The 22048-nt window shown below is 62.0% G+C and carries 9 protein-coding genes; 8 read left to right on the top strand and 1 reads right to left on the bottom strand.

From position 1 onward, the window contains the following. The first annotated feature begins 11 nt into the window (after positions 1 to 11). The 8 genes from IB254_RS16190 (at position 12) to IB254_RS16155 (ending at position 19368) form a co-directional block, all read left to right on the top strand. Positions 12 to 1070: a TauD/TfdA family dioxygenase gene (locus IB254_RS16190; RefSeq protein WP_192418066.1), complete on the top strand. Its 1059-nt coding sequence runs from the start codon at positions 12 to 14 to the stop codon at positions 1068 to 1070. 11 nt (positions 1071 to 1081) lie between these two features. Then, positions 1082 to 4180, top strand: coding sequence for a non-ribosomal peptide synthetase (locus IB254_RS16185; protein ID WP_192418065.1), 3099 nt, complete (start codon positions 1082 to 1084; stop codon positions 4178 to 4180). After that, a complete protein-coding gene (locus IB254_RS16180; protein WP_192418064.1) occupies positions 4177 to 15975 on the top strand; it encodes an amino acid adenylation domain-containing protein in 11799 nt (3932 codons plus the stop codon). Before IB254_RS16185 ends, IB254_RS16180 begins: the two co-directional genes overlap by 4 nt. Positions 15976 to 16068: 93 nt before the next feature. After that, positions 16069 to 17034, top strand: coding sequence for an alpha/beta hydrolase (locus tag IB254_RS16175; protein ID WP_192418063.1), 966 nt, complete (start codon positions 16069 to 16071; stop codon positions 17032 to 17034). Between the two features lie 344 nt (positions 17035 to 17378). Continuing rightward, positions 17379 to 18074: a DUF1963 domain-containing protein gene (locus tag IB254_RS16170; RefSeq protein WP_192418062.1), complete on the top strand. Its 696-nt coding sequence runs from the start codon at positions 17379 to 17381 to the stop codon at positions 18072 to 18074. A gap of 122 nt (positions 18075 to 18196) precedes the next feature. Then, on the top strand, positions 18197 to 18388 hold the full coding sequence (locus IB254_RS16165) for an antitoxin (protein WP_192418061.1): 192 nt from the start codon (positions 18197 to 18199) through the stop codon (positions 18386 to 18388). Further along, positions 18378 to 18647 (top strand): type II toxin-antitoxin system RelE/ParE family toxin, encoded by a 270-nt coding sequence (locus tag IB254_RS16160; RefSeq protein ID WP_192418060.1) that lies wholly within the window; start codon positions 18378 to 18380, stop codon positions 18645 to 18647. Before IB254_RS16165 ends, IB254_RS16160 begins: the two co-directional genes overlap by 11 nt. Positions 18648 to 18927: 280 nt before the next feature. Continuing rightward, complete coding sequence (locus IB254_RS16155; protein WP_192418059.1) at positions 18928 to 19368, top strand: hypothetical protein; 441 nt, start codon at positions 18928 to 18930, stop codon at positions 19366 to 19368. Between the two features lie 184 nt (positions 19369 to 19552). Here IB254_RS16155 and IB254_RS16150 read toward each other — a convergent pair whose 3' ends face one another. Continuing rightward, positions 19553 to 21970: a TonB-dependent siderophore receptor gene (locus tag IB254_RS16150; protein ID WP_192418058.1), complete on the bottom strand. Its 2418-nt coding sequence runs from the start codon at positions 21968 to 21970 to the stop codon at positions 19553 to 19555. Positions 21971 to 22048 lie beyond the last annotated feature (78 nt).

Here is a 22048-nt window from a genome sequence, read left to right as displayed (position 1 = left end):
TGGAGGGGTTTATGACTGTTTCAACCACCAAGTCCATTCCCAAAATCGGCCGCGGTGCGCGCAAGAGCCTGTCCACCGACCCGACCCGGCTGGTGAGTTTTGCGCCGATGTTCGACGGTGCCAGCATGCCGCTGGTGTGCCGCCCGGCAGTGCCTGGTGTGAGCCTGGTGGAATGGGCGACGGAGAATCGCGACCTGATCGAAAGCAAGCTGCTTGATCACGCGGTGATTCTGTTTCGTGGCTTCCAGGTGGCCGACATCGCCGAATTCAACCGCTGCGTGGCGGCGATTTCCGACGGCGCCCTGGAGTACCTGTTCCGCGCCTCGCCACGGACCCAGATCACCGGTCAGTTCAAAATCTACAGCTCCACCGATTACCCGGCGGCGGAGAAAATCTTCCCGCACAACGAGCATTCCTATTCGCCGGTGTTCCCGCGTCACCTGTACTTCTACTGCGACACGCCCTCGACCACCGGCGGCGAAACCCCGTTCGGCGACACCCGCGAAATCCTCGCGCGGATCGACCCGGCGGTGCGCGAAGAGTTTCAGCGTAAACGCATCATGTACGTGCGCAACTACGGCGACGGCATGGGGCTGCCATGGCAGACCGTGTTCCAGAGCGAAGATCGCGGTGAAGTCGAAGCCTACTGCGCGAAGATCGGCATTCAGGCCGAGTGGAAGTCCGGCAATCGCCTGCGCACCCGACAAAACGGTCCGGCCATCGTGCGCCATCCGCTGACGGGCGAGCGCATCTGGTTCAACCACGGCACCTTCTTCAACGCGCTGACCCTGCCGGACAGCATCCGCGACAACCTGCTGCGTGAATTCGGCCCGCTGGACCTGCCGCAAAACACCTTCTTCGGCGACGGCTCGGCCATCCCCGATGACGTCATCCGCCACCTGCAAGGCATCTACCGCGACGTGATGGTCGAGTTCGCCTGGGAGAAGGGCGACGTGGTCCTGCTGGACAACATCCTCAGCGTGCATGCGCGCAACGAATTCACCGGCTACAGAAAAATCCTCACGGCCATGGCCATCGCGCAGAAAAGCGCCGACCTGGATCAGGAATAAGGACCCTCGACATGAACACCACCGCCCTCGAACCTTCGGTAGACGTTTTCCAGACTTCGGCTCAGCAGGCCTTTTATTTGCGCGCTCAGGAACTGGGCGGACAGCCGCTGTTCGCCGCCCTGACCGTGCCGGTCGCCCAGGCTGTGGAGGCGCAGGCATTGCGTGCGGCACTGGATGAACTGGGCCAGCGCCATGAAACCCTGCGCACGGTCTATCGCCGTTTGCCGGGGATGAAATGGCCGGTACAGAGCCTGTGCGATGAGCTGCCGGTCGCGTTGTTGGGGCGCGTGTCTTCGCTGGATGAAGCGCTGAGTCGCAGCCGCGAAACCCTGGCTGAGGCGTCGGATCGGGTGCTGGTGGTGGCGCAAGTCGAAACCACGGACGGGCAGCATTTCGTCACCTTGCTGGCGCTGGCCAGCAGCCTCGATGCAGCGTCGCTGCGGGTGCTGTCGGCGGAGCTGGCGAGCCTGTTGCGCGGCGAAACACTGGCCGACAATCAGGAAGACTTGCAGTACCTGGATTACACCGCGTGGCAGGAAGAACTGCGCGAAGAAGACATCGGCCATCAAGGCGCCGCGTTCTGGCGCAACCTGCAACAGCAGTTCGCACTGGCCCATCATCTGCCTTTCGAAAAGGCTGTTGAAGTGACGCTGGCTCGCCATCAGGCGACGCTCGACGACGGGGCATGGCTGGCTGATGTGCAACGACTGGCCGACGCTCAGGGCATCGAAGCGCAGCGCGTGGCGTTGCTGCTGTGGAGTGCGTTTGTGGCGCGCATCGGCAATCAGGAAAAGTTGCTGATGGGCTGGGAAGTGGCGGGGCGCAACGAGCAGACCGACGCGACCCTGGGGCGTTTCGCCCGCCGTTTGCCAGTGGCGTTCGATCACCGCAGCCACGAAACCCTGGCGCAAGCGCTGGCCTCGTTTGCTGGCAACGTCGAGCAATCGCTGTCCTGGCTCGACTGCCTCAACGAGTTCGAACTGAGCGCTGAAGTCGCGACGCCGCTGCGTTATGGCCTGGTGTATCAGGCCGATGCCGACGTGAACATCGAAGTGGACGATGCCAACCCGGAAGTCCTGCGCCTGCGGGTTCAGGGCGAACAGTTGCAGCTGTCGTGCCTGGCCGGTGCGGTGCCCGAGTCGATGCTGGCGGCCTGGCTGGAACAGTTTGTCGAATTTAGCCGCCAGTTGCTGACCTCGCCCGAGCTGACCCTGGGCCAGGCCACTCAGGTCAACGCAACGCAAATGACCCGTCTGATCGAAGGCTTCAACCCGCTGGCCGCCGAGCAGGCACTGCCGCATCGCTACCTGCAAGACCTGTTCACCGAACAGGCACGCCTGCATCCGCAGCGCATCGCCGTCAGCGTCAATGGCCAACGCTTGAGCTACGCCGAACTGGATGCACGCTCCAACCAGGTCGCCAATACCCTGCGCGCACAAGGCGTGTCGCCGGATGAAATCGTCGCGGTGTACGGTCAGCGCTCGCTGGAAATTGTTATTGCACTGCTTGGCACGCTCAAGGCCGGCGCCGCTTACCTGCCGCTCGATCCCAACTACCCGATCGAGCGTCTGGCGTTCATGTTGCAGGACGCCGCTGCACGCCAGGTGCTAGCCTGCCAGCCGCTGCCGGAAGCGTTGCACGGCGAGCGGGTGATTTCGCTGATGCCGCAGGCCGAAGTCTGGTCCGCATCAAACGAGCAGCCGGCAACCCTGGGCGACGGCGCCAATCTGGCCTACGTGATTTACACCTCCGGTTCCACCGGAAAACCCAAGGGCGTGATGATCAGTCACGCCAACGCGGTGGCCTCGACCCTCGCACGCAGCGCGTTCTACCGTCAGCCGTTGCGCGCGTTCCTGATGCTTTCGTCGTTCTCGTTCGACAGCTCGGTGGCCGGGGTTTTCTGGGCGTTGGGGCAGGGCGCGACCTTGTGCCTGCCGGACGAAGACAGCTACAAGGACCCAGCGCTGCTGGCGGCGCTGATCCAGCGTGAAGAGGTTTCCCACTACCTGACCTTGCCGTCTTACCACGCACAGATTCTGGAGCACCTCGACAGCCACGCCCTGGCGTGCGTGATCGTGGCCGGCGAAGCGTGCAGCAACGCCCTGGTCGCACGACATCGCGAGGCCTTGCCGCAAGTGGCACTGGTCAACGAATACGGCCCGACCGAAGGCACGGTCTGGTGCTCGGCGTGGGAACTGCCGCTCGGTCAGGATGACGACACCATCCCGATCGGCCAGCCGATTCCGGGGATGCGCATTCACGTGCTGGGCCCGGACCTGATGCCGGTGGCCGTGGGTGTCGAAGGTGAGCTGTATGTCGGCGGCGCCGGCCTTGCCCGAGGCTATCTCAAGCGTGCCACGCTCACCGCTGAACGTTTTGTGCCCGACCTGTTTGCGAAGCAGGCCGGTCAACGCCTGTACCGCACCGGCGACCTCGCACGCTACCGCGCCGATGGTGTGCTGGAGTACCTCGGTCGGGTCGATCATCAAGTGAAAATCCGTGGTTTCCGCATCGAACTGGGCGAGATCGAATCCGCCATGCGCAGCGCCCCCGGCATCGAAGACGCCGCCGTCATCGCCCGCGAAACGCCGACCGGTCCGCAACTGCTGGGCTTCGTGATTTCCCCGGCCGACACCGCCGACATCCGCCTCAACGAATTACGCAGCCACCTCAGCGAAGCGCTGCCGGAGCACATGCAACCTGCGCGCTTGCAGGTGCTGGAACGCTTCCCGCTGATGCCCAACGGCAAACTCAACCGCCAGGCCTTGGTGGACCTCGACGTACGCCGCAGTGCCTTCGTCGCCCCGCGCACCGATCTGGAAAAAGTCCTCGCGGCGATCTGGGCTGAAGCGCTGCACGTGGAGCGGGTCGGCGTGCACGACAGCTTCTTCGAACTCGGCGGCCACTCGCTGCTGGCGACGCGGATTCGTGCGCGGATTCAGGAAGAACTGAACCTGGCGATCCCGCTGAAGCTGTTCTTCGAAGGCGACACCCTGGAACGCCTGGCGGCGGAAATCGAGCAGTTCCGTCAGCACAGTGAACACAAAGAAAACGATGTAGACGCGCTGGAAGCGTTGTTCGACGAAGTGGATGAGGAACACACGCGATGAGTGCTGCACCGGACAGAATGATGACCCTGGCCCAGCGTTTCTGCGGCTTGAGCCTGGACGCGCGGCGTGCCTTGCAAGAAAAGATGCACGCGCAAGGCCTGACCCTTGAGCTGCTGCCGATCCCGCCAAGGGACCCGGCGGTCGACACGCTGCCGGCGTCGTACGCGCAGCAGCGTTTGTGGTTTTTGTGGCAGATGCAGCCGCAGGCGACCGCGTACAACCTGACCGGTGCCTTTCGCCTGAGCGGTGAGCTGAACCGCGCCGCGCTGGCGCAAACCCTCGCTGCGCTGGTGCAGCGTCATGAAGTGCTGCGCACCACCTTCGTGTTCGATGAGCAGCAAGTGCTGCAAAAAATTCACCCGCAGATGGACGTGCCGCTGGTCGAGGCCGACGCTGCTGACGAGGCCGAACTGCATCGCCAGGTCGGCCTCAACGCCGAGCAGCCATTCGACTTGCAGAACGGTCCGTTGATGCGCTGCCGGTTGATTCGCCTCGACGCGCAGCAGCATGTGCTGGTGCTGACGTTCCACCACATCGTCACCGACGGCGGTTCGCTGCCGATTCTGTTGCAGGAATTCACCCGGCTCTACGCGCAACTCAGCGCCGGGCAAGCGCCGCAACTGCCGGCGCTGGGCATTCAGTACGCCGATTTTGCCCGTTGGCAGCGCTTGTGGCTGGAGGCCGGCGAGGCCGAGCGTCAGCTTGCTTACTGGCGTGAACAATTGGGCCGCGAGCACCCACCGCTGAACCTGCCGGCCGACCGTCGTCGCCCGGCGATCCCGAACCAGCAGGGCGCCAGCGTCGAGCTGAACGTGCCGGCGGCCCTGGCGTCTGCTCTGAAAGATCTCGCCCGTCGCGAAGGCTGCACGCTGTTCATGGTGCTGATGGCTTCGTTGCAAACTTTGTTGCATCGCTACAGCGGCGAACGGGACATTCGTGTCGGCGTGCCGATTGCCAACCGTACCCGTCAGGACGTGGAAAACCTGCTGGGCTTTTTCGTCAACACCCAGGTGCTGCGTACCCAACCCCATGCCGACCAGCCATTTTTGCAATTGCTGGCCGAGGTCAAGACGGCGGCACTGGGTGCGCAGGCGCATCAGGATTTGCCTTTTGAGCAGTTGGTCGATGGCCTGGATGTCGAACGCAGCCTGAGCCACACGCCATTGTTCCAGGTGATGTTCAACCACCAGCGCGATGCCGGCGGCGAACAGCGCTGGGACTTGCCGGGCCTGAGCGTCGAGCCACTGATCTGGGACGAAAAGACCACCAAGTTCGAGCTGATGCTCGACACCGTGGAGAGCGACGACGGTATCCACGCCTCGTTCGTCTATGCCATCGAATTGTTCGACGCTTCGACCATCGAGCGTCTCGGCCAGCATTGGCTGAACCTGTTGCAAGCCATCTGCGCCGACAGCTCGGTCGCCTTGGCTGACCTGAGCATGCTCGCCGCAACCGAGCAGCACGCCACGTTGCTGGACTGGAATCGCAACGCCGCTTCGCAGGCCACGAACTCTCTGTGCGCGCATCAACTGATCGAAGCCCAGGCCGCCGCGCACCCGCACAACATCGCGGTGACCTGCGACGGCGCCACCCTCAGCTACGCGCAACTGAACCAACAGGCCAACCGCATCGCCCAGCGTCTGCGCGAACGCGGTGTCGGGCCGGATGTGTTGGTGGGGATCGCGCTGGAGCGGTCGCTGGAAATGATCGTCAGCGTGCTGGCGATCCTCAAGGCCGGTGGCGCCTACGTGCCGCTGGACCCGGAATACCCGCAGGATCGTCTGGCCTACATGCTGGCCGACAGCGGCACGCGCCTGTTGCTGACCGACTCCGCGCTGCTGCCGCGTTTGCCGTTGTCCGAAGGCCTCGAAGTGATTTGCCTGGACCACGCCAGTGACTGGCTGAATGAGGCGTCCGTCGAGAACCTGCCGAACCTGACCTGCCCGGAAAACCTCGCGTACGTCATCTACACCTCCGGTTCCACCGGCAAACCCAAAGGCACCTTGTTGCCGCACAGCAACCTGACCCGTCTGTTCAGTGCCACCGAACACTGGTTCGGTTTCAACGCGGACGATGTCTGGAGCCTGTTCCATTCCTACGCCTTTGACTTCTCCGTCTGGGAAATCTTTGGCGCATTGTTCTACGGCGGAAAATTGGTGGTGGTGCCGCACGCCATCAGCCGTTCCCCGGAAGAGTTCGCCCGCCTGCTGTGTGATGAGCAGGTCACGGTGCTCAATCAGACCCCGTCAGCGTTCCGTCAACTGATGCCGTTTGCCTGCGCGAATGCCCAGGGCATGGCCCTGCGTTATGTGGTGTTCGGCGGCGAGGCGCTGGACGTCGCGAGCCTGCGTCCATGGTACGACGCGTTCGATGAGCAACAGCCGTTGCTGATCAACATGTACGGCATCACCGAAACCACGGTGCACGTGACCTACCGGCCGTTGTCCCGCGCCGACCTCGACGGTGCGAACAGCTCGCCGCTGGGCGAGCCGATTGCCGACCTGCGCTGGTACGTGCTCGATCCGCGCCTGAACCCGGTGGCCAAGGGCTGCGTCGGCGAGCTGTACGTTGGCGGTGCCGGTCTGGCGCGGGGTTATCACCAGCGCGCCGATCTGACCGCCACGCGGTTTGTCCCGGACCTGTTCGCCGCCGAGGCGGGTGCACGCCTGTATCGCACTGGCGATCTGGCGCGCTATTGCGCCGATGGCAGCATCGAGTACGCCGGTCGTATCGACCATCAAGTGAAGATTCGTGGCTTCCGCATTGAGCTGGGGGAAATTCAGGACCGCCTGCAAAGTCACCCGGCCATTGAACAAGCGCTGGTGCTGGCGCCCGAGATCAATGGCAGTCAGCAACTGGTCGCCTGGTTCACCGTCACCCAAGACGTCGCCGATTTGCGTCAGTCGCTGCGTGAACATTTGCAAGCGGGCCTGCCGGATTACATGGTGCCGGCGCATTTGCTCAAGCTTGATCAGTGGCCGCTGACCAGCAACGGCAAGCTCGACCGCAACGCGTTGCCCAAGCCTGATGCTGCCCTGGCGCAACAGGTTTACACGGCACCGATGGACGACCTGCAAACCGAGTTGGCGGCGATCTGGCAAGACGTGCTCAAGCTTGAGCGTGTGGGGATCGACGACAACTTCTTCGAACTGGGCGGCGATTCGATCATCTCGATTCAGGTGGTCAGCCGTGCGCGTCAGGCCGGGATTCGCATCACCCCGCGTGACCTGTTTCAACACCAGACCGTGCAGAGTCTGGCGAAGGTCGCGCAGCGCAGCGCCGGTCTGGTCATCGATCAGGGACCGGTGCGCGGTGATGTGCTGCTGACACCGATCCAGCATTGGTTTTTCGAGCAGTCCATCGAGGCCCGGGACCACTGGAACCAATCAGTACTGCTGGAACTTCGAGAGCCGCTGGACAGCACGTGCCTGCAACAGGCATTGGCCGCGTTGCTGGAACATCACGACGCGCTGCGCCTGCGTTTGCATCAGGTGAATGGCGTGTGGCAACAGGCTCAGGCCGAGCACTGGAACAGCGCCGAATTGCTGTGGCAGCGTCAGGCCGCGAACGCCGACGAGCTGCTTGAGCACTGCAACGCCGCACAGGCCAGCCTGAATTTGCACGACGGCCCGCTGTTGCGCGCCTTGCTGGTGGACATGGGCGCGGCCGGTCAGCGCTTGCTGCTGGTGGTGCATCATTTGGCGGTGGACGGCGTGTCCTGGCGTCTGTTGCTCGAAGATTTGCAAACGGCCTACGATCAGGCGCGTCAGGCTCAACCTGTGCGCCTGCCGGCCAAATCCAGCGCCTATCAAGCCTGGGCGGCGCGTTTGCGGCTGCATGCGCAAAGTCCCGAACTGGCGAGCCAAGCGGCTTACTGGCAGCGCCAGTACCACGACGTGGTGGTGGCGCTGCCCGCCGATAATCCGCAAGGCAGCCTCGCCAGCCAACACGCCGTGAGCGTGGAAACCGTGCTCGACAGCACCTTCACCCGCCAACTGCTGCAAGACGCCCCAGCGGCGTACCGCACGCAGGTCAACGACCTGTTGCTGACGGCGTTGGCGCGGGTGTTGGGCAACTGGACCGGCCAGCCATCGACCCTGGTCAAACTGGAGGGTCATGGTCGTGAAGACCTGTTCGACGACATCGACCTGACCCGCACCGTGGGCTGGTTCACCTCGATTTTCCCGGTCAAGTTGACCCCGGTCAGTGATCTGGCCGGGAGCATCAAGGCGGTCAAGGAACAGCTGCGCGCCGTGCCGGACAAAGGCATCGGCTTCGGCATCCTGCGGTATCTGGCGCAGGCCGGTCTTGAGGATTTGCCGCAACCGCAAGTCACCTTCAACTACATGGGCCAGTTCGATGCCAGTTTCGATGAGCAGGCACCGTGGCGCCCGGCCCGTGAAAGCGGGGGCGCCGAGCAGGGCGCTTCGGCCGCGCTGGACCGTGGTCTGAGCATTAACGGTCAGGTGTACGCCGGGCAATTGCGCCTGAGCTGGACCTTCAGCCGCGACGTGTTTGCCGAGCACACCGTGCAGCGTCTGGCCGAGGCCTACGCTGGCGAACTGCAACAGCTGATCGAACACTGCCTGAGCGGTGCCGGTGGCTTGACGCCGAGTGACGTGCCGCTGGTCCGCGTCGATCAGGCGCAACTCGATGCACTGCCGCTGGCGGCGCGTGAGATCGAAAACATCTTCCCGCTGTCGCCGATGCAGGAAGGCATGTTGTTCCACAGCCTGTTCGCCCCGGATGCCGGCGCTTACATTCCGCAGATGCGCGTGGACGTGCAGGGCATTGACGTCGAAGCGTTCCGCAGCGCCTGGCAACAGACGCTGGAAAACCATGAAGTGTTGCGCGCCGCGTTCTTCAGCGAGAGCAATGGCTCGCAGCCGCTGCAAGTGATTCTGGCCAACGCCACGTTGCCGGTGACCGTGCTTGATTGGCGTAATGAAACGGATCAGGTACACGCCCTGGAACGTCTGGCCGAAGACGATCGCCTGCGCGGTTTCGACCTGACAGCCGCGCCGTTGCTGCGCCTGACCCTGGTGCAAACCGCGAACGACACCCATCACCTGATCTTCACCAATCACCACATTCTGCTCGACGGCTGGAGCACCTCGCAGCTGTTCGGCGAAGTGTTGCAGCGTTACTCCGGCGTGATGCCGGTGGCGAGCGGCGGTCGGTATCGCGATTACATGACGTGGCTGGGCGGGCGTGATCTCGCTGCGTGCGAAGCGTTCTGGCTGGAGCAATTGCAGGCGTTCAACGAGCCGACCCGTTTGACCGGCGCGATGCCAGGACCGGTCGCAGGGCAGGGCGACGGTCATCGCACCGTTCACCTGAGCCTGGACCGGGCGGCCAGCGAACGCCTGAGCGGCTTTGCCCGTCAGGCCCGCGTGACGCCGAACACCTTGCTGCAAGCGGCGTGGCTGTTGCTGTTGCAGCGCTACACCGGCCAGCGCACCGTCGCGTTCGGCGCCACGGTGTCGGGGCGTCCGAGCGAGTTGCAGGGCATCGAGCAGCAAGTCGGCCTGTTCATCAACACCTTGCCGGTGATCGCCACGCCGCATCCTGAGCGCACGGTCAGCCAATGGGTGGACGAGGTGCAGGCGCTCAATCTCAAACTGCGCGATGTCGAATACACGCCACTGGCGGATGTGCAGCGTTGGGCCGGGCACTCGGGCGAGTCGCTGTTCGACACGCTGCTGGTGTTCGAAAACTACCCGGTCGCCGAGGCGCTGGAGGGTGGTAATCCGAGTGCGCTGAAGTTTTCCGGTATCAGCAATCACGATCAAACCAGTTTCCCGCTGGCCATCGCCGCCGAGCTGGGCGAGTGCCTGGACCTGCGTTTCAATTACGACACCGCGCTGTTTACCGCCGAGGCCATCGACGGCCTGAGCAAGCGTCTGGTGGCGTTGCTCGATGCCATGGTGCGCGAGCCGCAGCAAGCCTTGGGTCGCCTGAGCCTGCTCGACACTGCGCAGACCGAGCAACAAGTGCAAGGCTTCAACGACACCGCCGTGACTTGGCCCGACGTGCGTCCGGTCCACCTGTGCTTCGAAGCCCAGGTACTGAAAACCCCGGACGCCCCGGCGTTGGTGTTTGCCGGTCAGAGCCTGACGTATCGTCAACTCAACCAGCAGGCCAACCGACTGGCGCACTACCTGCGTGCCCAAGGTGTCGGCGCCGAAGTGCTGGTGGGGATTGCCGCCGAGCGTTCGCTGGAACTGGTGATCGGTCTGCTGGCGATCATGAAGGCCGGCGGCGCCTACGTGCCGCTGGACCCGGATTACCCGCGCGAGCGCCTGGAACACATGTTCGAGGACAGCGGCGTGCACGTGCTGTTGACCCAGCGTCATCTGCTGGCGCAATTGCCGATTCCCGCCGGGACATCGGCGATCTGCCTGGACGACAGCGCTCAGTTAGTCGAAGGCTTGAGCGACGAAAACCTGCCGTGCGTGGTCGAGCTGCAGTCGCTGGCGTACATGATTTACACCTCCGGCTCCACCGGTAAACCGAAGGGTGCGGCCAACCGTCACGATGCGTTGTTCAACCGCATTGAGTGGATGCAGGGCGCGTACCCGCTGGACGGTCGCGACACCGTGCTGCAAAAGACACCGTTCAGTTTTGACGTGTCGGTGTGGGAGTTCTTCTGGCCGCTGATGGTCGGTGCGCGCCTTGCGGTGGCCGAACCGGGCGCCCATCGCGACCCGGCGCAGCTGGTGCGTTTGATCGAGCAGTATCAGGTGAGCACCCTGCATTTCGTGCCGTCGATGTTGCAGGCATTTGTTCAGGGCGAAGGCTTTGAACGTTGCGCCAGCCTGCGGCAAATCATGTGCAGCGGCGAAGCGCTCTCGGCGGATTTGCAGAACAGCCTGTTCCGCGTGCTGCCCGGCGTTGCTCTGTACAACCTGTACGGGCCGACCGAAGCGGCCATCGACGTGACCCACTGGACGTGCGTCGATGACGGCTCGATCAGCGTGCCGATCGGTTACCCGATTGCCAACCTGGTGACCTACATTCTCGATGACAGCCTGCAACCGCAAGTGGCGGGCTGCGTCGGTGAGCTGTACTTGGGCGGCATCGGTCTGGCGCGGGGTTACCATCGCCGTCCGGACCTGACGGCCGAGCGTTTTGTTGCCAGCCCGTTCGGCGCACAGGGCGAGCGGCTGTATCGCACCGGCGACCTGGCGCGTTATCGCGATGACGGCGTGATCGAATACGTCGGCCGCATCGACCATCAAGTGAAGATCCGTGGCTTGCGTATCGAACTGGGTGAAATCGAAGCCTGCCTGCTGGAACATCCACAGGTGCGCGAGGCGGTGGTGATCGCGCTGGATGTCGGCAAGTCCAAGCAACTGGTGGCTTACGTGGTCGGCCAACCGTTGGTGCTCGACGGGCTCAAGCAGCACCTGCGCAACGCGTTGCCCGAACACATGCAACCGAGCCATGTGATGTTGCTTGAGCAACTGCCGGTGACGCCGAACGGCAAACTGGATCGCCGCGCGTTGCCGCAACCCGATCAGCAGGTTCGTGAATACATCGCGCCGCGCAATGCCGTGGAGGCGACGTTGCAAGAGGTCTGGCAGGCGCTGTTCGAAGTGCCGGTCGGGATTCAGGACAACTTCTTCGAGCTGGGTGGCGACTCCATCGTGTCGATCCAGGCGGTCAGCCGTGCGCGCAAGGCCGGCCTGAGCATTTCGCCAAAGCATGTGTTCAGCCACCCGACCATCGCCGAACTGGCGACCGTCGCCCAGGCTGTGGAAGCCGAGGAAGCCGCGCCGGTAGTGGCTGCGCCGGCGCTGAAAATCGAGCTGAGCGAAGCGCAATATCAAGCGCTGGCATTGACGGCAGACGAGGTGGACGACGTTTATCCACTGTCGCCGATGCAGCAGGGCATGCTGTTCCACTCGGTGCAGGACGGTGACTCGGGGCTGTACGTCAACCAGATCGAAGTGGGCGTGCGTGGCGTTGACGGTCCGCGTTTCCGCGAGGCCTGGGCCGATGCCGCGCAGCGTCACGCGATCCTGCGTACCGCGTTCCTGTGGGAGGGCGACAAAGAGCCGCTGCAAGTGGTGCTGCGCAATGCGCCGGCGCTGCTGACCGAACTCGACTGGCGCGGTCTGGATAACCAGGTCGAGCGTGTGCGCCAATTGGCCGCCGATGAACGTGAGCGTGGCTTCTCGCTGAATCGTGCGCCGTTGTTACGCCTACTGCTGGTGCGTCTGGAAGACGACCGTTATCGCCTGATCTGGACCTACCACCACATCCTCATGGACGGCTGGAGTGTGTCGCGCCTGATCGGTGAAGTGCTGCGTCATTACAGTGGCGATGCGCAGGAGCCGGTGGCCGCGTATCGCGACTACATCGACTGGCTCGGCCAGCAAGTCGCCGAGGCCAGCGAAGCGTTCTGGAAAGCCAGACTCAACGCCCTCGAAGGTGCCACGCACTTGGCCCGCGCATTGCCAGTGAAGGCGCCGCAAGCGGGTTATCACGCGATCTATACGCACCTGAATGCGCAGCAGACCGCACGTTTGCAGGCGTTTGCCCAGCAACAGCAAGTGACGCTCAACACTCTGGTGCAAGCCGCGTGGCTGCTGCTGTTGCAGCGTTATACCGGCCAGCGCACGGTGACGTTCGGCGCCACGGTGTCGGGCCGACCGGAAACCCTCAACGGTTCGGAGAACATGCTCGGGCTGTTCATCAACACCTTGCCGGTGGTCAACAGCGTGCCGACCGAGGCGAGCGTCGGTGACTGGCTGCGCGAGATCCAGGCCTATAACCTGGATATCCGCGACTTCCAGCAAACCCCGCTCAGCGACATTCAACGCTGGGCCGGGCAGGGCGGGCAGTCGCTGTTCGACAGCATCATCGTTTTCGAAAACCAGCCGGTGGACCGCACGTTGCGCGAGTGGAACGGCGATTCCCTGCGCTTCGAAGATGTCTCCGATTTCGGCCTGACCAGCTTTGCGATGGACTTGATGGTCAGCCTCGATGAAGGGTTGCGCATCGAGTACATGCACCAGCGCGATCAGTTCGACCTCGCCACCGTCGAAGTGCTGCGCAGCCACATGGAAAGCCTGATGCAGCGTCTGTGCGACAACGCCGGGCGCGCCGTGGGCGAGATCGGTTTGCTGACGCCGGACCAAGGCCGGCAACTGGACGGCGAGCTGCCGACGCTGGCCGACGACCACGAACGACCGGTGCACGAGTTGATCCGCGAGCGTGCGCGGCTGCAACCGGAGCACACCGCGTTGGTGCTCAGCTACGCCGACCGCGATGCCGAACACTTGAGTTATGCCGAGCTCGACCGTCGTTCCGATGCACTCGCGGTGCACCTGCTGGAACAGGGCGTGCAGGCCGAAGACGTGATCGGCGTGTTCATGGAACGCTCGCTGGAGCTGGTGGTTTCACTGCTGGCGGTGATGAAGTGCGGCGCCGCGTATGTGCCGCTGGATCCGCAATACCCGCAGGAACGCCTGCGCTACATGATGGCCGACAGCGACATGCGTTTGCTGCTGACCCAGGAGCGTTTGCGTGACACGGCGCAACTCAATCCGGGCACGCCGATGGTCGCCGTGGATCGCTTGAACCTCGACGTCGAGGTGTCGGCGCCGCAAAACAACGTACTCGCCGAGCAACTGGCCTACCTGATTTACACCTCGGGCTCGACCGGCAAACCGAAAAGCGTCGCCGTGGCCCACGGGCCGTTGAGCATGCACGTGCAGGCGATCGCCGAGCTGTACGAAATGGACCCGACCAACCGTGAACTGCATTTCATGTCGTTTGCTTTCGACGGTGCCCATGAACGCTGGATCACCGCGCTGATCAGCGGCTCGACCCTGGTGGTGCGTGACAACACCTTGTGGACCGCCGAGCAGACCCTGGCGGTGTTGCACCGTCAACGCATCACCGTCGCCTGCTTCCCGCCGGCGTACTTGCTGCAACTGGCCGAACACGCCGAGTTGCAGGGCGGCAACCCACCGCCAGTGCGCATCTATTGCTTCGGTGGCGATGCGGTGCCGGACGCCACGTTTGAACGAGTCAAGCACACGCTCAAACCGCAATACCTGGTGAATGGTTACGGCCCGACGGAAACCGTGGTCACGCCGCTGCTGTGGAAAATCGCTGCCGACGGTCACTGCGAGGCGATGTATGCGCCGATTGGCCGCCGCGTCGGCACCCGCAGCCTGCATGTGCTGGACATGGACCTCAATCCGTTGCCGGTGGGCATGGTCGGCGAACTGTACATCGGCGGTCGTGGCGTTGCGCGTGGCTACCACCGTCACCCGTGGCAAACCGCCGAGCGCTTCGTCGCCGATCCGTTCAGCAGTGACGGCGGCCGTTTGTACCGCACCGGTGACCTGGTGCGCCGCCGCGAGGATGGCGTGTTCGATTACGTGGGGCGCATCGACCATCAGGTCAAAGTGCGCGGCTTCCGCATCGAACTGGGCGAAATCGAAGCCCGTCTGCGTGAGCAAGTCGGGGTCAATGACGCGCTGGTGGTGGTGCGTGACGGCGGGCAGGGGCCGCAACTGATCGGCTATGTGGTCGCGGTTGAAGACGACGGCCTGGGCCTGCGTTGCCAGGCGGCCCTGCGTGAAAGCCTGCCGGATTACATGGTGCCGACGCAGGTCGTGGTGTTGCCGCGTTTCCCGCTGACACCGAACGGCAAGCTTGACCGCAAGGCCTTGCCCGACCCGACTTTCGAAGGCCGCGACTACGTGGCCCCGCGCACACCGCTGGAATGGGCGCTGGCCGAGATCTGGCAGCAAGTGCTGGGCGTCGACAAAGTCGGCATCACCGACAACTTCTTCGAGTTGGGCGGCGACTCGCTGCGCACCCTCAAAGTGATTTCGAAGGTGCGGGCGCTGAACGAGCCGGGCTTCCAGTTGAAACTGCGCGACATGATGGCCAAACCGACCATCGCCGGGTTGTCCGGTGTCGATGAGCAACCGCTCAAACAGAGCCCGGAACCGTTGCTGCTGTTGAACCAGTCGATGGACGATCAACCGGCGCTGTTCTGCCTGCACGCCGGGTTCGGCACGGTGTTCGACTACGAACCGCTGGCCCGTCGACTGGAAGGCCTGCGCACGGTATACGGCGTGCAATGCCGCATGTTGCTCGACCGCCAGTGGCACGACACTTCGCTGCAGCAAATGGCTGCGGACTACGTCGAAGCGATCCGCCGCAAGCAACCGCAAGGCCCGTATCACTTGCTGGGCTGGTCGTTGGGCGGGGCGCTGGCGTTGCTGGTCGGCGACCTGCTTGAACAGCAGGGCCAGCGTGTGGCGTTCGTCGGCCTGGTGGACAGCTTTGTGCCGACCCAGGCCAACGCCGTCGCCAGTGTGGATGAGTGGCGCACGGACCTGCGCGAGTTCCTCGGTGCAACCTTGAGCATGGACAGCGATGCCATTGCCCAGGCATTGAGTGTCGAAACCACGGGTGATCAGGACGCTGTCGCGCGGATCATTCGCACGGTGATCGACACCGAAGGCGAACAGGCCAGCGGTTACGCATTGCTCGGGGCCGATGAGTTGGCGCAGACGTTCATGGTCAGCACGCGCTTGAAGGCGCTGTCGCGGCAGGTCGAGACCTTGCCGCTGCCGCACGCCGAACTGTGCTGCTGGTGGGCCGATGGCAACCCGACGGCCGAACGCGCGACGCTGGAGCGTCAGCAACCACGGCTGCGCAAAGTGCAAACCGTCGCCGCCAGCCACTTCGATATCCTGCAACGGGATGAATGCCTGAGCGCCGTGGTGACGGCACTCGGTCGCGAGGTGGTGGCGCAGGACTAAGGTTTTTACCGCGCCAAAACAAGCTCGCCCTAATGAACGGCCCTCACGGTTCGTTTATAGGGCGAGCTTTTTATTTTTTGGAGACCACCGCCCATGGCACTGCACCCGGACATCGAAGGTTTTCTAGAGCTGGCCGAGTTCGGCCGCCTCACCGGCAAAAGCCTGCCCATGCACGAGCTGAGCCCGACCGAAGCGCGCCAGCAATTCGAACAAACCTCGCAGCTGCTCGACGCCGCACCGATGGGCGCGCTGACCGTGACTGCGGTCAGCATTCCGGCCCGCGACGGCCATCTGCTCAATGCACGCCTCTATGCTCGACCGTCGCTGGGCACGCAGGAACGCCCGGTGCTGCTGTATTTCCATGGCGGCGGTTACGTGGTCGGCAGCCTCGATTCCCACGACACCCTGTGCCGGCGACTGGCGCTGGCGGGTGGTTTTGCGGTGCTGTCGGCGGATTATCGACTGGCCCCGGAACACCGTTTTCCTGTCGCCTACGAGGATGCCGAAGACGTGACGCGCTGGCTCGCCACCACCGGCGCCGGTGCCCTCGGGCTGGACCCGGTACGTATCGCATTGGCAGGAGACAGCGTCGGCGGCAGCCTGGTGGCTTCCTTGTCGATTGCTATCGCCCAGGACCCACAGGCCTGGCCGCTCACGCCACGGCTGCAAGTGTTGTTGTACCCGGTGATCGACGCCGTGGAAAAACGCCCGTCGCTTGCACGTTTCGCCGAAGGCTACCTGCTGGAAGCGACCACGCTGGAATGGTTCTATCAGCAATATCAACGCAGTGCCGATGATCGCCGCGACTGGCGCTTTTCCCCGTTGTTCGCCGAGACCCTGCAAGGGCTGACACCGACCGTACTGTGGTTGGCCGAATACGACCCATTGCTGGATGAAGGCCTGGCCTGGGCTGAAAAGCTGCGTGCCGTCGGACAACCCGTAGTGCTGGACGTGAAAGCCGGAATGACCCACGACTTCGCACGGATGGGGGAGATGGTCCAGGAAGTACCAGCGATGCTGGAGCAACTGGCGGCGCAGATCACTGAAAGCCTGAGTTAATCGTGATCTGTAGGAGCCGGCTTGCTGGCGCCCGCTTGCCGGCGATGGCCCCCCCGCGGTGAATCAGACAAACCGTGTCGCCTGCATCGCCAGCAAGCCGGCTCCTACAATTGGCGGTGGTGCCGAAACTCGGCCCACCCCGGTCCTGTAGGAGCCGGCTTGCTGGCGATAAACGATAACGCGGTCTGACTGACCGCCTACCGCGCCATTCACCGGCTTCCTACAGCCGAGGTAAAACGCGAAAACTCCGGGGAAATTTCCGACATCTTTTTAGGGTTGGCGCTCGGACGTTCGCCGTATAGCGTTGTGGCTCCCTGCAGTTGGCAATGGAGTGATGTACCGGTATGAACATCCAGGAAATCAAAAGACGCTTGGCCAGACCCGCCACAAAATTCGTCGCCGGCGGATTTCGTCCCACCCATGGGGATGACGAAAGCTGGCTTGGAAACGTATTCCTGTTTCGCCCGGATGAAGGCGTCCCGAGAAACGACGCCGGAGCTGAACTGCTTCCCTTTGCACAATTCCACCTCCCCAGTCTGCCGTTTAACAGTCCGGCGCTGGACGGCGTTCGCGTCCTTACCTTGTTTGTTTCCAGTCCCTTGCCGGAAGCACTGGACCCGATGGGGAACAACTGGCTGATCAGGGAGTATGGATTTGACGATGTACTTGTCCGCAAAGAGCTGCCGGTAGCAGGCTCATACCTCAAGCCCTTTCCGTTGCTGGCCGAACGGGTCGCAGAAGACTTTCCACTGTGGGATGGCGGTGGCGCACCGGCGGACCTTGAAGAGGAAATATGCAGCCTTCAGCGGACGGGCGAGATAGAAAGCTACTCAGACCTCGTGACTCACACCTACGAACACAAGATTGGCGGCTACCCCTCGTTCTGCCAGTCCGGCGTGGACCTCGGTGATGATTTTGAATTCGTGTTCCAGATTTCCTCCGACACGAAAATCAACCTGAACGTGGTGGATTGCGGGAGCCTGATGTTCTGGAAGAGCAAAAGTACGGGGGAATGGGTGCTTTACTACGATTTCTACTAGGTCGGGTGCTGAAGCGAATGGCCTGCATCCAGCTTGATAGGAGGGGCGCACTTCGTCTTGAGAGCAACGACAGCCAGCCGCATACCCATTAGACTGCTGAATAATGAACACCGGAGGTGACTATGAGTGCCGAACTTTCCCCCATTGTTTCAGAGTTCGAAACCGAAGAGCAGGCTGCCAGTTACGACCTTTGGTTTCGTGCCAAAGTGCAAGCTTCGCTCGATGATCCACGACCGAATGTCCCGCATGATCAGGTGATGGCTGATATGCGAGCCCTCATCGAATCAAAGCGCAACAAGCACGATGCTGGTTGAGTGGCGGCCCGAAGCGCGGGCTGAACTCTGGCAAATCCTGAATTACATAGGCGACCGTCACCTTGTAGCAGCCAGCGAGCTGTATCAAGCCATTGAGGCTGCTACATCAGCGCTTCCTGAACATCCCTACCTCTATCGATTTGGCCGGGTACCCAATACTCGTGAAATTGTTGTGCATCCCAACTACTTGGTGGTTTATCGAGTAACGGAACGAATCGAGATTCTGAGCGTTTTGCATGCCCGGCAGGAGTATCCCTGACGTTAGCCTGACAGCCCCTTAGTACTCAGCCAACCACATGGAAAGAGCGTTCAATTGGACTGCCTGATTTGAATCGCCACACGCGAATACGCAACATTGGCGTGCTACACGAAACCAATGCCCGGGACTTGGATTCAAGAAGATTCGAGATGAGTTTCACGGCGCCGAACTCACGATCATCATGGAGCAAGGGCTGGCGTTAGCTTGTCTCTGAGAATCGAAAAGGTAATCGGATAGTCCTATCAAACAGTGAGCAGGCTTTCTGCAAGGAGCAATAGGCATGTTTGCAACTTATTTACACAACAAGCTGGTGCGATTGGAATTCCTCGTTGTGGTAATGCCTGCTAGCTTCGCTTTTGGGGCGTTGGGGTTATATACAATGCTGTCAGCAGGCTTGTTAGGGGTAATTATCGTCTTGGTGATGGTCGTGCCAAGTTTCATCGCTGGGGTTTGCCTGACTCACATGTATCTTTGCTTTGAGGACGAGGCTGAGCGATGCATTTTGGCCCCTCTACTACTGGTTGCCTATATCTGGTTGTTGTTAGCAGTTTTTTACCAAGACGGGCTAGGTTTACCTAACCGATATGAAAACTGGTTTGTATGGCTATTAGGAGTATGGGGCCTCGCAATTGTCGGCGTGCACTGGCTGTGTCTTTTTTGTTGCAGATTCGAGCTGCCACGACGTAATCAGCGTTTGAAAAAGCTACCGGATCGCATATGAGTAATTCCCAAACGAACGAATTATTCTGAATACCTGCTCCTCCGCTGAGTAATGTTGTAGCCCGAAGGCAATCGCTGCGAAACACAATGATGGTCGCGAGGCGCAAACTGAACTCCATCCACCCCAAAAACAACACCGGGCCGCAAGCGGCCCGGTTTTGTTCAGCATTTAACGTACTTAGCAATCAATAATTAGCCCGCAACGTCAACGTCAGATTACGCGGATCGCCGTAGAAGTTAGTCCCCCACGAAGCGTCCACTCGATCGTAGTACTTTTTATCAAACAGGTTATTGCCGGTTAATGTCGCCGACAGGTTCTCGTTGAACTTGTAGCCCACCTGCGCGGTGGCGATGCCGTAGCCGCTTTGTTCGAAGCGTACTTCACGCTGGTACCAGGTCTTGCTGACCACACGCACGCCGCCGCCGACGCTGAAGTCTTTGAGCGGGCCGTCGGCGAATTCGTATTTGGTCCACAGGTTGAAGTTGTGCTTCGGTGTGATGGTGCTGAAGGTGCTGCCTTCGGTCGCGTCGTCAGATTTCAACAATTTGGTGGTGGTGAAGGCGTAGCCGGTGACGATGCTCCAGTTGTCGGTCAGGTTACCGCTCAACTCGGTTTCCCAGCCCTGGCTGCGCGCCTTGCCTTGTGCTTCGTTTCCACCGGTGTCGGCGTTGAATTGAGCACGGTTTTCATCGTAGATGCGGAACATCGCGATGCTGGCGTTCAGGCGGCCGTCGTAGAACTCGCGCTTGAGGCCGACTTCATATTGCTTGCCTTTACGCGGTCCGATGGGCGAGTTGTCGCTGTCGAGCTCGCTTTGTGGCTTGAACACGCCGGTGTAGCTGGCGTAGGCCGACAGTTCCGGAGTCAGCTTGGCGATGATGGCGCCGTAAGGCACGACCTTGCGGTTGATGCTGGTGTGGGCTTCGCCGAAGCTGTTGAAGAAGGCGTTGGCGTTCTTTGCGTCGCTTTCGTACCAGGTCACACGGCTGCCGCCGATCACGTCGAGCCAGTCGGTGACGTTGAACTTGGCGCGGGTATAGAGGCCGTACTGGTCGGATTTGGACCAGTTACCGTTGTTGCGCTCGTAGTCGTTCTTGGGAATATCGATACTGCCCGGGTTGTAGACGTTGATCGGGAAGTACTCGCCGCCACCGTATTCGAAGTCTTTGTCGAGGTGCTGGTACTCGGCGCCCACGGTGAACTCGTGTCTGCGATCCGCGAATTCGAACGGCGTGGTGACGAAGCTGTCGACGCCGATGGTTTTGATGTGGGTGTAGTAGTCGTACGCCACGGCCGAGCTGTCGCCGGTAGCCGGATCGACAGCACCGTCGGCCCAGGTGAAGTTACGCTGTGGCGTTTCTGCGTCGCGGTAGGTGACGGTGGTCTTGAACTGACCGCCGTTGTCCAGCGCGTGATCGACCTCGGCAAAGGACTCCCAGACTTTCTCGTTCAGGGTGTTCCACTTGGCATCGACGAACGTCGAGCGCGGCACGTCCAGCAACTTGCCGTCGGCAAAGGCCGGCAAACCGAACGCCGGGGTGGAGTGGTTCTGCTGGTAGGCGCCGCCGACCGATAGGGTGGTGGACGGGTCGAGGTCGAACTCCAGGCGACCGTACACCATCGGGCGTTCGTTCTGGGCGGAGTCGACGAAGGATTTGTTGTTCTCGTAAGCGGTGATGAAGCGACCGCGCACGGTGCCTTGATCGTTCAAGGGGCCGGTAACGTCCACCATCGAGCGGTAGTGGTCATAGGAACCTGCGCCCAGTTCGCCGCCGAGGGCGAATTTGTTCAGGGCGCGCTTGCGCACCACGTTGATGGTGCCGCCGGGTTCGCCAGCGCCTTGATACAGGCCGGATGGGCCGCGCAACACTTCGACGCGATCGTACATCGCGAGGTCGAAGCTGGTGCCCATGTCGCCCTGGCCGGTCGGTTGCGATACGCCGTCAACCTGTACCTGGTCGACGAGGAAGCCGCGCATGTAGACGTCGTTCAGGCTGGAACCGGAGTTGTAGGTCTTGATGGTGACGCCGGTGACCTGGCGCATCGCGTCTTGCAGGCTGTTCATATTCTGGTCGTCCATGCGCTGGCGCGTGACGACGGACACCGACTGCGGGATGTCCTTGAGCTTGATGTTGCCCTTGCCGATGCTCACTTGATCGGTGGTGTAGGAATGCGTGCCTTCAGTGGTAGGCCCCGGCGCCACGCCGGAAATGGCGGTCGCGCCCAGTTGCAGCGCGCTGGAGTTACCCGCGACCGGAATCAGCGAAACGGTGTTGCCCGTCAGTTGAAACGTAATGCCGCTCCCCAGCAGCAACGTATTCAATGCCTGTTCCGGCTCCAGATTGCCGGAAACCGCCGTGGACTTGAGGCCGTTGACCATGTCCTGGCTGTACAGAATCTGCAGGTCGGTTTGTTGACCCAGTTGCTGCAGCGCGCTGGCCAGCGATTGCGCAGGCACGTTAACGTTCACCGGCCCGGCCTGGACCTGAGAGGTGCCCAGCAGCAACAGGGTCAGCAACGCACCCGGTACGACTGTTCGGAATTTCTTTTGCGGCGCGATGGCCAGAGCCAACGGCGCGCGGGACAGGGTAGGGCTTTGCATTGCTCAAATCGCTCCTAAGGTGTGCAGATTTTTTAGTTAATGATAATTATTATTAGACGCATCACCCCGACGAAACCG

Origin of the sequence: Pseudomonas sp. PDM03, from assembly GCF_014852385.1 — a bacterium.
In the GTDB taxonomy this organism is placed as follows: domain Bacteria; phylum Pseudomonadota; class Gammaproteobacteria; order Pseudomonadales; family Pseudomonadaceae; genus Aquipseudomonas; species Aquipseudomonas migulae.
The sequence above is the reverse complement of the archived record's forward strand: the minus strand, read 5'-3'. Positions and strand labels throughout refer to the sequence as shown.

Excerpts from the sequence above, each read along its gene's own strand:
- IB254_RS16170 (WP_192418062.1), top strand. The coding sequence starts at position 17,379 with ATGAACATCCAGGAAATCAAAAGACGCTTGGCCAGACCCGCCACAAAA.
- IB254_RS16150 (WP_192418058.1), bottom strand. The coding sequence starts at position 21,970 with ATGCAAAGCCCTACCCTGTCCCGCGCGCCGTTGGCTCTGGCCATCGCG.
- IB254_RS16175 (WP_192418063.1), top strand. The coding sequence starts at position 16,069 with ATGGCACTGCACCCGGACATCGAAGGTTTTCTAGAGCTGGCCGAGTTC.
- IB254_RS16185 (WP_192418065.1), top strand. The coding sequence starts at position 1,082 with ATGAACACCACCGCCCTCGAACCTTCGGTAGACGTTTTCCAGACTTCG.
- IB254_RS16160 (WP_192418060.1), top strand. The coding sequence starts at position 18,378 with ATGCTGGTTGAGTGGCGGCCCGAAGCGCGGGCTGAACTCTGGCAAATC.
- IB254_RS16165 (WP_192418061.1), top strand. The coding sequence starts at position 18,197 with ATGAGTGCCGAACTTTCCCCCATTGTTTCAGAGTTCGAAACCGAAGAG.
- IB254_RS16190 (WP_192418066.1), top strand. The coding sequence starts at position 12 with ATGACTGTTTCAACCACCAAGTCCATTCCCAAAATCGGCCGCGGTGCG.
- IB254_RS16155 (WP_192418059.1), top strand. The coding sequence starts at position 18,928 with ATGTTTGCAACTTATTTACACAACAAGCTGGTGCGATTGGAATTCCTC.
- IB254_RS16180 (WP_192418064.1), top strand. The coding sequence starts at position 4,177 with ATGAGTGCTGCACCGGACAGAATGATGACCCTGGCCCAGCGTTTCTGC.